General features: G+C 38.9%; 13 protein-coding genes and 1 tRNA gene. 5 read left to right on the top strand and 9 right to left on the bottom strand.

Features of this window, described 5'->3' with window-relative positions; all coding sequences use genetic code 11:
- Window positions 1-181: 181 nt before the first annotated feature.
- The 8 genes from HMPREF9144_RS13370 to dnaN form a co-directional block, all read right to left on the bottom strand.
- Window positions 182-328, bottom strand: a complete 147-nt coding sequence (locus HMPREF9144_RS13370; RefSeq protein WP_006046035.1) for a hypothetical protein — start codon at window positions 326-328, stop codon at window positions 182-184.
- A 155-nt stretch (window positions 329-483) separates the two neighbouring features.
- Window positions 484-558: transfer RNA gene (locus HMPREF9144_RS10495), tRNA-Arg, on the bottom strand.
- Window positions 559-778: 220 nt separating this feature from the next.
- Window positions 779-2446, bottom strand: coding sequence for a serine protease (locus HMPREF9144_RS10490; protein WP_006046033.1), 1668 nt, complete (start codon window positions 2444-2446; stop codon window positions 779-781).
- Between the two features lie 14 nt (window positions 2447-2460).
- Window positions 2461-4131, bottom strand: a complete 1671-nt coding sequence (gene recN / locus HMPREF9144_RS10485) for a DNA repair protein RecN (RefSeq protein ID WP_006046032.1) — start codon at window positions 4129-4131, stop codon at window positions 2461-2463.
- A gap of 12 nt (window positions 4132-4143) precedes the next feature.
- Window positions 4144-5028: a type IX secretion system protein PorD gene (gene porD / locus HMPREF9144_RS10480; protein ID WP_006046031.1), complete on the bottom strand. Its 885-nt coding sequence runs from the start codon at window positions 5026-5028 to the stop codon at window positions 4144-4146.
- The gene (gene coaBC / locus HMPREF9144_RS10475; protein ID WP_006046030.1) at window positions 5006-6208 is read right to left on the bottom strand and encodes a bifunctional phosphopantothenoylcysteine decarboxylase/phosphopantothenate--cysteine ligase CoaBC; all 1203 of its coding nucleotides are present in this window, start codon (window positions 6206-6208) and stop codon (window positions 5006-5008) included. Before coaBC ends, porD begins: the two co-directional genes overlap by 23 nt.
- Before the next feature lie 2 nt (window positions 6209-6210).
- A complete protein-coding gene (locus tag HMPREF9144_RS10470; RefSeq protein ID WP_006046029.1) occupies window positions 6211-7065 on the bottom strand; it encodes a 3'-5' exonuclease in 855 nt (284 codons plus the stop codon).
- Between the two features lie 103 nt (window positions 7066-7168).
- Window positions 7169-8293, bottom strand: coding sequence for a DNA polymerase III subunit beta (gene dnaN / locus HMPREF9144_RS10465; protein ID WP_006046028.1), 1125 nt, complete (start codon window positions 8291-8293; stop codon window positions 7169-7171).
- 297 nt (window positions 8294-8590) lie between these two features.
- Between dnaN and HMPREF9144_RS10460 the strand changes: the two genes are divergently transcribed.
- A complete protein-coding gene (locus HMPREF9144_RS10460; protein WP_006046027.1) occupies window positions 8591-8992 on the top strand; it encodes a DUF3127 domain-containing protein in 402 nt (133 codons plus the stop codon).
- A gap of 230 nt (window positions 8993-9222) precedes the next feature.
- Here the strand turns inward: HMPREF9144_RS10460 and HMPREF9144_RS10455 are convergent, their stop codons facing one another.
- Entirely contained in the window at window positions 9223-9684 is a 462-nt protein-coding gene (locus HMPREF9144_RS10455) for an HU family DNA-binding protein (protein ID WP_006046026.1), read from the bottom strand.
- A 575-nt stretch (window positions 9685-10259) separates the two neighbouring features.
- On the opposite strand from HMPREF9144_RS10455, the gene HMPREF9144_RS10450 reads away from it, so the two are divergent.
- The 4 genes from HMPREF9144_RS10450 (at window position 10260) to HMPREF9144_RS10435 (ending at window position 12687) form a co-directional block, all read left to right on the top strand.
- A complete protein-coding gene (locus HMPREF9144_RS10450; protein WP_006046025.1) occupies window positions 10260-10706 on the top strand; it encodes a carboxypeptidase-like regulatory domain-containing protein in 447 nt (148 codons plus the stop codon).
- Window positions 10703-10963 (top strand): outer membrane beta-barrel protein, encoded by a 261-nt coding sequence (locus HMPREF9144_RS10445; protein WP_112317047.1) that lies wholly within the window; start codon window positions 10703-10705, stop codon window positions 10961-10963. The genes HMPREF9144_RS10450 and HMPREF9144_RS10445 overlap by 4 nt, the downstream gene beginning before the upstream one ends.
- Window positions 10964-11713: 750 nt before the next feature.
- Entirely contained in the window at window positions 11714-11959 is a 246-nt protein-coding gene (locus HMPREF9144_RS10440) for a hypothetical protein (protein WP_006046022.1), read from the top strand.
- Complete coding sequence (locus HMPREF9144_RS10435; RefSeq protein WP_006046021.1) at window positions 11956-12687, top strand: SDR family NAD(P)-dependent oxidoreductase; 732 nt, start codon at window positions 11956-11958, stop codon at window positions 12685-12687. Before HMPREF9144_RS10440 ends, HMPREF9144_RS10435 begins: the two co-directional genes overlap by 4 nt.
- Window positions 12688-12695 lie beyond the last annotated feature (8 nt).

The following is a 12695-nucleotide window of genomic DNA, read 5'->3' as shown; positions in this document are numbered from 1 at the left end:
TGTTTAGATGTACGTTTAAGCATAAATATCTGCAAGAATTATAGTGTAAAGGTACAAAAACTTGCAGATATTTGCAAATAATTTATAGCATAATATACTATGAATCAGAGGAATATTAGGCTTTTAAGGGTGGACTACTTATGAAATTATATGCTTAAGAGTATAGACTTGCAACTGGGTTTTAGGACTGACCCCGTTTTCCTACTGAGCCGTTATATTTTGTAATGATGTAGTGTGTGGTATTCTTATGTCCTACGGCAATACGTATTTTATACGTGCCATCTTTTGCTTGCGTGTGCTTTAACAAAGCTAATTTTATTGTTGCCATTGTTTTAAAATTTAGAAAACGAATAAAAAATGTTCGCTTATACGTCCAAATTTGGACAGAAAACAAGTTTTTTTTATTCGTTGATATTCAACGGCTGTATGTCTTTTATTTTAAAAAGAGCCTAATTATAAGGTAATTAAGCACTTTTCAAAAAGTGATTCCGTTGGGGTTCGAACCCAAGACCCACAGCTTAGAAGGCTGTTGCTCTAATCCAACTGAGCTACGGAACCAACAATTCGGCTGCAAAAGTACGGCTTTTATTCGTTTTCACCAAAAGAATAGTAAAGTTTTTTAGTTCGCGCCTCTTTATTCGTACCTATTAACAGATTTACGTATAGGGCAAAACCAACAGTTATAAGCTGCAAGCCACATACAGTAAGGTGTGTGTGTAGTGCGTTATATATTAAGTTTCGTACAATAAAGGCAGACAAACAGAGCAGTCTACACATTCTACTTAAACTGATTAAGGAACGAGTCGGCTTGCGTATTTCCTAAGTTCTTCGCTTTTTCGATATTGGCAATACCCTCCTGTTTCTGATTGTTTTTACACTGTGCAATGCCAAGAACAAGATAAGCCTCTGCATAGTCGTCTTTTAAAGCAATTGCTTGTTTGGCAGCAATAATAGCCTCGTCTAACTTGTTTAGTCGTAGCAGCAAATTAGCCGCTTCGGCGCAGTAGATAGGTTCAGCCGGATCGAGTCGAGCAGCTATCAGAATATCTTGTAGAGCTTGTTGCCACAACTTTCCCTTTACTTCTATCTGTTCGCGCAAATAGTAGAAATCAGCCTCTAAAGTGCCTTGATTAAGATATTCGTACACATAGAGGTCTTTCATAGCATCGCGATACTTTCCCATTTTGTTAAATTGCTGTGCGCGCGCCAAGAAATAAGGAGACGATGTTTCCATATATGGCGTGTCGCATAGTTCAACACATTGGTTCAGCAATGCAAGAACAGCCTCGTTGCTTGCATTAAGTTTTTCTTGGCATTGCGCCATTTCTAAGTATAGTTCGGGATTTTTAATAGGCGTATTTGTAAGCGCTTCGAAGTCGGTATATGCTTGTTGGTAATTGCCTTTTGTGTAAACAATTTGAGCCTGAAGATGTTTGTATACAGGAGCAGGATTAAGTTTATAAGCCTCGTTAGCCTCGTTCATAGCCTTATCTAAAGTCCAGCCTTGTGCTTTTGCCTTATCGGCGATGGCAGCCGTTGTTACACCCTGAAAAATTAGTCTACCATAGTTATAGTGTGCTTCGTCTTTAGCAGTAGTTTTAGCTATAGCTTGTTGCAATGTCTTATCAGCTTCGGCAACCTCTCCATTTGCTAAAAGTTTAGTAGCCAATGTAACGTAACCATTATTCAGCGTAGGAAACTTTTGCAGAAAATCGTTAATGGTAGCCATTCTGAGCGACTCTATTTTTGTTGCAGACAACATTAATGCAATAATAGCCTCGTCGGGCTGTTGCGGTAATGCTATTCTAATTCCAGACTGTAAGAGCGTAGGATCGTTTTGAGAAAGACCAGTTAGCACAAAGTCGTTGGCATATTTTGCATCGGTAGCACTTTGCAGAGTTCCGTTGCTATTGTAAATGCCTACTATTTGTCCTTTATCGTTCAGCACCGGTGCCCCGTTATATTTTTCAGAGGCAGTTGTGGAAAGCACACAGTAGTTATACTTCGTCATAAATTTTTCCACCTTATCTATATTAGCTTTTATAGGGGCGCCAGCTTGTGAGGGCATAACAATCCATGCAGCTGAATTGGCAACAACCGATGGTGCAAACAGAGCAGCATTAGTTTTGGCTGTTATCTTAAACTTTGCCACATCGTAAAGCTCGTTTGCTCCCAATATTGTTTCCACACTATATTTTTGTCCGTTGTTATCGGTAACTTCAGCTTTCATAGCCCCCACAAAAGGTTTCCATGTGCTAACACAAATGCCATTGTTTGAGACGAAAACACCATTAGACGTGGAGAGAATGGAACCTTTTGCATCGAAGGTGGTGAGAGTAAAGGTTGTGTTTGCAGCCTTTTTTACAGCCGCTGGTTGTGCTGTTGCTGCAGTGGCAATGCCCAGACAGAGCATTAGAAGAATAGAGAATATTTTTATTGGTTTCATACTTTTATATTCGTTTACGATGGTTGATTACTGTTTATTAGTTCGCGTGCATTCTGTAGTGCAGCCTCTGACACGTCAGAACCAGACAACATTTGTGCTATTTCTGCAACACGTTCTTCGCTTGTTAGCTTGCGCAATTTGCTGGTAGTTCCAGTAGCAGAGTCGTGTTTCTCTACCTTATAGTGCGTTGTGCCCAAAGCAGCTATTTGTGGTAGGTGGGTAATAGAAATAACTTGTTTATTGTTGCTACCCATTTGGCGCATAACAAATGCCATTTGCTGTGCAATTTTTCCACTAACGCCAGTATCTATCTCATCGAAAATAATGGTAGGAAGTTTAACCGCTCCACTTATCATAGCTTTAAGCGACAGCATTACACGCGCTATTTCGCCACCCGATGCAACTTGTGCTATGGGTTGCAACGGACTGTTGCGATTTGCAGAGAAAAGAAATTGCACCTTGTCTGCTCCATCGTCAGCAAGTGGCTTCGCCTCGAACTGTATATCGAACTGCACATTGGGAATGCCCATTGGTATGAGTTTTTCTTTCATTTCTTTCTGAATAGTTTTTGCAGTTTTTTCTCGTCCTTTGGTTAGTATAGCCGCTTGTTTTGCACAGTCGGTTTGTTTTGCAACAAGCGTTTGTTCGGCATCTTTCAGCAATTCGTCGCTGTTGTCTATACTGTCCAACTTAAGTTTCAAGTTGGCTTGTATTTCGAGTAATTCGGCAATAGTTTCTACGTGGAATTTCTTTTCGAGATGGTATATCTTATCTAACTGTTCGTTGATAAAATCTAATCTGTTGGGATCGAAATCAATATCGGCAGCAGCTCTGCTAACTTCCTCTGCAATGTCTTTTATCTCAATATACACGGAGTCTAAACGTGTATTCAGTTCGTTAGCTTTCGGGAAAACAGCTGTTATATTAGCCAAATTGTCGGTAGCAGACCTTAATTGTTGTACGGCACCAGTTTCCTCGCCATTCAAGAGATTGTCTGCACTAAACAGCGACGACTTAATATCTTCTGCGTGCGTAAGAGTTTTAGCCTCAGCTTCCAACTCCTCTTGTAGTCCATCTTGTAAGTTTGCACTTGCAATTTCTTCATACTGGAAGCGTGTAAATTCTTCGTTTTCCGAACTCTCTTTCAATTGTTTTTTAATTTCTGCCAATTTGCGTTCGGCATCTTTATACGCTTTAAAGGAGGTTGCGTAAGCAATGCGTTCTTTATCGTTATCTGCCAAAATATCTATAACATTCAGCTGGAAATCTTCTTTTTGCAATAGCAAGTTTTGGTGTTGCGAATGTATATCCACAAGTTGGTCGCCCAATTCGCGCATTAAGTTAAGCGGCACAGGTGTGTCGTTAATAAATGCACGCGACTTTCCGTTGCTGCTAATTTCTCGTCGTAGAATAGTTTCGTTAGAATCGAAATCGATATTGTTTTCGGCAAAGAAGTCTTCGAAAGCATTTTTAGTTAAAGAGAATGTTGCTTCTATTACGCATTTCTTTTCACCTTGTTTTATTTGTTTGCTATCAGCCCTATTACCCAACAGCAATCCAATGGCTCCAAGAATAATACTTTTTCCTGCTCCAGTTTCGCCACTTATTACAGAAAATCCATTGTAGAAGTCGATATCCAATTGGTCTATTAACGTAAAATTCTTTATATATAGATGCTTCAGCATATTGTTTTTGTATTATTGTTTAATCTTGTCCCACGTAGCATTCTGACTAGCGTTAATGCTAAAAAGAATGTCGTAGACCGATTCTTTTTCTTTTTGTGTCCCTTTTTTGTTGTATATATTCGCCAATTCGTCTTTCTTATAGTCTGTCCAAATTTGAGGCCACATACTCATAGGTTTATCTTCGTGTGCTTTTTTCAAGTCGTTTTGCAAAGCAGTAGTTATGTTGGTTCTGCCTCGTTCCACACTGTTTGCCATTTCGTCTAATCCTGTGCGATAGTAGTCGTATTGCAGCTGTCGGAATGGTTTCATTCCTCCATCAATATAATCGTTGATAATGGCAAATCTGTTTTTTGAATTTTCGAATGCTTTCCAGCCCGTGAAACTTAAGTTCTGCGCATTGTTGGTAAGATTCATGCAACGCTGTAGTACGTCGTCGCCACCCATTGGTGAAAACGAGTCGAGGTCTATCCCTATAATGAGATAGGCATAATACGCAAAAAGAGCAGTAAGCTGATTGTTGATAGTTTCCTCGTTGAACTCAATCTGGTCGAACTGAGCAAACTCAAAATTGAAGTCTCCGTCTTTAAAATTAAACAAAGTAGATGTGTATGCGGAGTTATACACAGGTCGGTTTGCTTGTATAAGTGCAGTGCAAGTAAATGCGTTGTTGCTTGCATCGTACTTAGTTACTGTGATATTAAAGTTACAAACAATTCTTTCGTTCTTCTGGAACTTAAGATTAGTCCATTGACGTTCGTTTACAAACTGTTCGAGAGTTTGTTGCAAATTTTCGAATACCGACTTATCGGTTCCTTGTATTTGATTATGGTTGATGGTTATTTTGGCTTGTAGTTCTTGCGCTACAGTGGTGTTGCTAAAGAATAGAAACCAACTCATTAATAATGTCGTGAGCCACCAACCGTTTGCATTTCTTTTCATACTCTTTCTTTTCTCTTTTCGAAATAATCGTTATCTGATTGTCGTCCGACTGGAAAGTTGTACCAACATTTCGTGTAGAGTTTAGCACAATAAAGTCGGCGTTCTTTCTCTCTAATTTTGCTAATGCATTAGCCTCTTCGTTGTTGGTTTCCAAAGCGAATGCCACAATACGTTGCTGGGGTGTTTTTTGTTGTCCCAATGTAGCAGCTATATCGTGCGTAGGCTGTAATTCAATGTGCAGATTATCCTTTTCGCGCTTTATTTTCGTATCGGAGAAACGCATCGGTTTAAAGTCGGATACAGCAGCACACAAGATAGCAGCATCTGCATTTGGAAATACTTGTGTGCACGCTGCATACATTTGTTCGCAGCTCTCTACATCTATGCGGTTTATACCTTCCGAACACGTTATGTGAACAGGACCAGCCACAAGTGTAACATTTGCGCCACGTTTGTAACATTCTTCAGCAAGCGCAAAGCCCATCTTTCCAGACGAGTAGTTGCCTATAAAACGCACAGGATCTATCTTTTCGTATGTTGGTCCTGCAGTTATTAGAATATGTTTTCCGTTTAAATCGTGTTTTTCATCTATAGCATTATTAAAATATTGCTCTAAACAAGCTACAATAGTTTCAGGCTCTTCCATTCTGCCTTTACCTTCCAAACCACTTGCCAAGAAGCCACTCGCAGCCTCTATTATGTAGTTTCCCCTACTCTTCAATATATTTATGTTCTCTTGCGTTGCAGGGTGTTTGTACATATCGAGGTCCATTGCCGGAGCAACAAATACAGGAGCTTTCATTGATAAATAGGTGGTAACAAGCATATTGTCGGCAATGCCATGGCACATTTTTCCCAATGTTGCTGCAGTGCAAGGGGCTATCAGCATAGCATCAGCCCATAAACCTAAATCAACGTGCGAATGCCACGTGCCATCACGCTGAGAAAAGAAATCGCTTATGACTGGCTTTTGTGTGAGTGCCGACAATGTAATGGGGGTAATAAATTCTTTTCCACTGGGAGTTATAACCACCTGAACTTCGGCTCCTTGTTTAACAAGTTGCCGAATAATAAGGCAACTCTTGTAGGCAGCAATAGACCCTGTGATGCCCAGAACTATTCTTTTTCCTTTCAACATAGTTATCGGTTGTTGAATTCGCGGAGGCGAATACGTGTGAGCACTTGTTTTGTATTATAAGTAAAGTCGCTTGCAAGCATCCAACTATAGAAGCCTGGATCTCTGTGCAATACCTCTGCAACGTCCCAACCACGATACTTCCCAAAATTGAACACTTCGTGGCGACGAGGTTTACCATTTTCATCGAGCAACACGTTACCATCTTTGTCGGTTACGTCTTTCCAAACTATACGTCCTGCAAAGTCTACATTATCGTTCATTCGCGAAAACTCAGCCAGTTCGTCCATATCGTTTTTTAATATACGCTCTGGATTAGTTTGATTTTCTTCAGAGTACATATTTACTTGTCCCTGCAAAACGCGCCATGTTGCTTCGGTATCTTCGTCAGCCCTATGAGCCGCAAAGTCATCTTCCATCTTTCTCCCACAATAATACTCGTATGCTGCAGCAAGATTGCGTCGTTCCATCTTGTGATAAATGTTTTGTGCATCTATAAGGCGGCATTTTGAGAAATCGAAATCAACGCCAGCTCTTAAAAATTCTTCTGCCAATAGAGGAATGTCGAAACGATTAGAGTTAAAACCAGCAAAATCGCAGCCCTTAAACTTATTAGCCAGTTCAGCAGCTTTCTCTTTAAATGTTGGTGCATTAGCTACATCTTCGTTTGTTATGCCCGTAAGTTCTTCCACTTCGTGTGGTATTTCTTTTTCTGGGTTAATATAAAAGTTTTCTCTTTCTTCGTTCCCATTGGGCGAAATCTTTATGTACGACAATTGTATAATGCGATCTTTTACTAAGTCAAGACCAGTCGTTTCAAGATCGAAGACAATTAATGGCTTCTTTAAATTTAATGACATTCTCTGTACTATATATTATATAATGTATATGGGGGATATATATATTATAATGTATGTGGGCAGACTTAATGTAAAATCTGCCCACATCTATTATCAAATTTAATTAATCGTTGAGCAATACAGGCATAACAAGCATTAGCACGTTTTCGCCTTCTGGTTGCTCGGCTGGCACAATAATACCTGCTCGTGAGGGGTCAGCCAATTGTATGTTTACTTCGTCGCTCTGCAAATTATTTAATATTTCTAAGATAGAACTACCTTTAAAACCTATGCTCATTGGATTTCCTTCGTACGTACAAGTCATACTTTCTTTTGCACTTGTAGAGAAGTCTATATCTTCGGCACTCAAGTCTAATTGTCCGTTTGCAATATGGAAGCGAACCAATTGCGAAGAATCGCTTGCAAATGGTAACACACGACGAACTGCACCAATGAACGATTTGCGGTCTATTATAATCTGATATGGATTATTTTCTGGAATTACACTATTATAGTTAGGATATTTCCCGTCAATAAGTCGGCAAATTAAATTACCCTCACCAAAAGAAATTTCAGCAGAGCGAGCATCAAAACTAATAACTACATCGCTACTATCTTTTGAAATAAATCCCTTTAACAAAGTAGCTGGTTTCTTTGGTAATATGAATGATGCAGGAACTTCGTTCGTTACAGAGAATACTCTGTTGCGCACCAACTTATGTCCATCGGTAGCTACTACTGCCAATCCGTCTGGCTTCAAATCAAAGTAGATACCATTCATTACAGGGTGTAGTTCGTCTTGTGCTGTTGCAAATAACGAACGTGTAATATTATCAATTAAGATTTCTGCACTCAGCGTAATAGTAATCTTATCGGTTGAGAGCGGCTGAGGTATTGGAAAGTCGTCAGCTTCTATAACAGGAAAGTTATACGAACCGTTCTGATAGCTAACATAAATAGTATGCTCGTCCATATTTACGTCTATCGTCAATGGCTGTTCGGGCAATTCCTTTACAGCATCAAGAATGTTTTGGTTGTTTACAGCAAACTTTCCTTCACCCTCAAGCGAATCAAGGTTCATTGACATACAGACAACATTTTCGCTATCTGATGCAGTAATTGTAAGCTGTCCGTTCTGTACTTCAAATACAAAACAGTTTAATATTGGTAACGTGTTCTTGCTGTTAATAACACGCGAAAGCGACAGTAACCTGCTACTTAGGGCAGTGCTTGAAATGGTAAATCTCATTAGTTCTATATATTTTTAATTGTAATTCATATTCTTTTGCCGCACCAAATACGACTAAAGAGACGTTATGGATATTCTCAAAATTCGCTCTTCATCGTACAAAAATACGAAAAAACTGTGTGAAAGACAAAATTTAAAGCTAAAAGTTTCTGTTTTTAGAACTATTTTAGTAATTTCGCAGATATAATACTAATGGGCAACAGTTGGTGTTAAACAGTCTAACAGAGTTGTATGCCTACTTTAAAATAGTGTGATATAAAAAAACAATTTTATTAATAAAACTGCAAAATATATAACATGGAACTACAAGGTAGAGTTATCGTTGTAATGGAACCACGCGAAGGAACATCAGCACGTGGACCATGGAAATCACAACAGTATGTAATAGAAACCCACGACCAATATCCTAAAAAGATGGTATTCGATATATTTGGTGCCGACCGTATAGACCAATTCGCAATAAAAGCAGGCGAAGAAATCATCGTCAGCTTCGATGTCGATGCACACGAATATCAAGGTAGATGGTTCAACAATATTCGTGCTTGGAATATTCAGAGAGTAGACGCAGCGGCTGTACAAGCTGCAGGATCACCTGCTTCAGCTACACCAACTCAAGGAACACAAGCACCTGCAGGCGGTAGTCAGGCTCCATTCCCTCCTACTACATCGGGTAGCGATGCCGACGACCTACCATTCTAATAAAACAATTTGGTTAGAGATTCCAATAGTACTTATAACAAACAAAAGGAGCTGAAACCTGCTAAGTGTAGTTTCAGCTCTTTTTATTTTCTAATATATGAATTGTGAGCGACAAATGCTTGTTTAAACCGAACTCATTAGCACACGTATATTCTGACGAAAACGATGCGTGAAAACAAACGTTTCACGCATCGGTGTCGGCACTACAATTGTTTAGGTTCTACAACATTTTATGGGTGTTGCGATGGATCAGAACCTGAATTTGGTTTGGTTTTCTCGTCTTTCTTGTCGCCAACCTTTACACGTTCGTAGCTTACATCGGTAAGTGTAAAATACTTACGAGAAGGCAACAAACGCACCTTAGGTTTTGTAATGTGGAGGTTTGCGTTAAAGGTTTCTTTCTCCTTATCAACAAGTTTACTTCTGAACGATGGTGTTAGCATTCCAATATCGCCAAAATCTACTATGTCGCCGTTCTCCACGTGTCGTTTTGCTATTTCAGCGGCAAGGCGTAAAACTGCCTCTACTTCGGCACCCGAAAAGGTTGTGCCATGCGCCACTTCTGTGCAAAAACTGCGATGATGAACTCGCTTACGTCCGGTGGGACGTGCCTGAATAACTACTTTACCCTTTAATTTACCAAGGGTAGACTTGCGCTCTGTGAGCACAAATGTTAATGGTCTATTTGTCATAAAATAAAACTATGCTCCAAGTTGGTTAATAGATTAGAGGTTAGGAGCTTTAACCCTCTGTTTTGTTATATTGTTTATCTTGATTACGTTTGCAAAGGTACAACATAAAACAAGCGATTGCAAGAAAATTACAAACTGTTTGTGGGTAGTTTTGTAGCTACCTCCGCGATGCCTTATTTTACTATACTTTCAGAGGCTTTAAAATTAAAGGGTAGTGCCTTATTTGTATCATAACACACGCTGTGGGGTTATATCGCATAAAAAAACTCTCCTCTCATAGCACTTGCTATGCTATGTGCCTACTATATATATAAGGTGAAAAAGTAACAATGCATAAACAGTAAGCTAATAGTAATAGTCTGTTTGCTAAAATTTAGCCAATTGTAAAAAAAAAGAATTACTCTTTGTGTTATCAGCGTTATTTCTTAACTTTGTAGCAAATCATAGTTACATCTTATGTAGACAAGAATTGTTTAGTATTATACAATGAATTACTTGCAACCCATGTTCTACTAATACGGAATAAAACAACGTGTACGACAATATAAATACAATAACCCATCAACCTATTTTATATGAAAAGACTTTTATTATTCGTAGTGTCAGTATTTTTAAATATTGCTATGCTATCGGCACAAAATAGTAGCAGTGTTATTTCGGGCGAAGTGAAAGATAGTAAAGGCACTTTAGCTGGAGCTTCTGTTTTCTTAATTAAAGATATGTCTACACAAGACATCTATCAACATACCATAACCGACGACAATGGTAGGTTTTCAATTACTGTTCCCGCAGGCGATTATGTTTTAGGAGTAAGCTATGTGGGTTATGCTCTGCATGGACAAAAAATAAACGTTACGGAAGGAAATAACAATGTTGGCTCTATTGTTTTAGAAGAAACCACCCAAGAACTACAAACTGTTGTTGTACAAGGAAAAATTGTTCACGTGCGCACGCAACCAGATGGGTTCTCTGTAGATGTGAAAGATATACGGGACGCAAACAAACAACTGCAGCCACTATAGAACCGCTATACGATTTAGGCATTGGAATGAGCTATTTTTTGCTGAACAGACGCTTGTCGCTTACTGTTTCAGGGCTAAACCTCTTATCGTCAAGATATAAAGGAGTTAGCTATCGTCAGGGCTATACTATATCGTTTAATAACCAATACGATTATCCAACGCTCTATTTTTCAATCTCTTATAAGTTCTCGAATGGTAAAGATAAATCTTCGTTGCGCATATCTGAATTGACAGAAGACATAGAAAACAGATTTTGATAGCATTAACAAGATAAGTCGGGTTGCGGTTTTAAGAACGCATTGCAGCAGTACACCTACTGTAAACAACAAACCAATGCGCAAAAACAAACGTTCTGCGCATTGGTATCATAGGCTACAAATGTTTAAGAATTTACACCAACATATAGCTGTTACACCCCCTTCGGAACCAAAATTAGGTGCAGCCTTCTAAGCCTTCTTTTCAGCAACTTTTACACGTTAGTAGCCTATAATGATAAGCGTAAAATGCTTACATTAAGAAAGGCGAAAACTGCTATGTGCAAATTAGATATCTATAACGAACGTTTCAGATATCTGTCGTGTGCGTTTCAGATATCTGTCGTGTGCGTTTCAGATATCTGTCGCAATCGTTTCAGATATCTGTTTTTTTCGTATTGCTCGAAACAGGAATAAACAAAAAATATTCATCGTTTCGTTGATATCTATTAACAATATTAAATTTGCTTGTTTCAGAGCTATTTGCTATCTTTGCAACAAAGAGAAAATTAAAAACAAACATATTGCAGGCGTTTTACTAACACTATTAAAGCATACCAATATATTGCTCGGAAATATACTGGAACAGACGCACAAGAAACGTGATGCAATGTTTTACGAGTATTGAAAAGAAACAATAATAGCGAAGTATTTAAAAAGTTGTAGAACGCTGCTATATTGAAATTTAGAACCTTATACAACAAAACAGCTTACAAAGCATCTGTTTTTTGAAATACAAAAGAATATGCATTTATGACAAATATAGATACTACAAATATGTGCTCTCACCTTAAAAAGAAGCTGTTTGAGGCTGATGGCATATACCATTCTGTTTGGGAAGCAATACAAAAAGACGAAGAACTTAGTGCCGTTGTTCGCTCTCGGCAGTTGCACATTTACCGAAATGGTAAGAAAATAATGGTGTTAGCTGGTAAGGCAGCACCTAAACTTATATGCAATGATAGGCTTAACCAGCTAATAGAAAGGGGTGGTAAATGAAAAGGGCTATTGTTATGGGTGCCAGTAGTGGCATTGGGCACGAAGTTGCACAACTGCTTATTGCCGATGGGTGGACTGTAGGTGTGGCTGCACGGCATATCGACAAATTAGCCGACTTACAAAATGTTGCTCCCGAACGTGTGGTTGTTGCTAAAATTGATGTTACTGACAACAACGCCGAAACAAACTTTCGCCAACTTATTGAGCGCATAGGAGGGTTAAATCTTTACTTTCACTCAGCAGGAATAGGGTGGCAAAACACAACTTTAGACCCCGACAAAGAAATTAAAACAATGGAAACCAACGCCACAGCATTTACACGAATGGTGGGTGCGGCATATCGATACTTTACTGAGAATGGTGGCGGACATATTGCCTGTATCACTTCAATTGCAGGAATAAAGGGACTTGGTGTGGCTCCAGCATATAGCGCAACAAAGGCTTTGCAGAATGTTTATATTCAGGCTCTGGAACAATTGGCTATTACAAAGCATCAGAATATATGCTTTACAGATATCCGACCAGGCTTTGTTGATACTCCCCTACTCGCTGGTGCTGCTCATTTTCCTATGCTAATGACAACCAAATATGTTGCACACCGCATTATGAAAGCCATTAAAAAACATAAACACATTTGTGTTATAGACACCCGTTGGCACATTCTTACCTTCTTTTGGCAATACATTCCCAACTGCATTTGGAGGCATATTCCACTTATTCGCACATAAAGAATATG

The organism is Prevotella pallens ATCC 700821, assembly GCF_000220255.1.
In the GTDB taxonomy this organism is placed as follows: Bacteria; Bacteroidota; Bacteroidia; order Bacteroidales; family Bacteroidaceae; genus Prevotella; species Prevotella pallens.
This window is presented reverse-complemented; position numbering and strand designations above follow the sequence as displayed.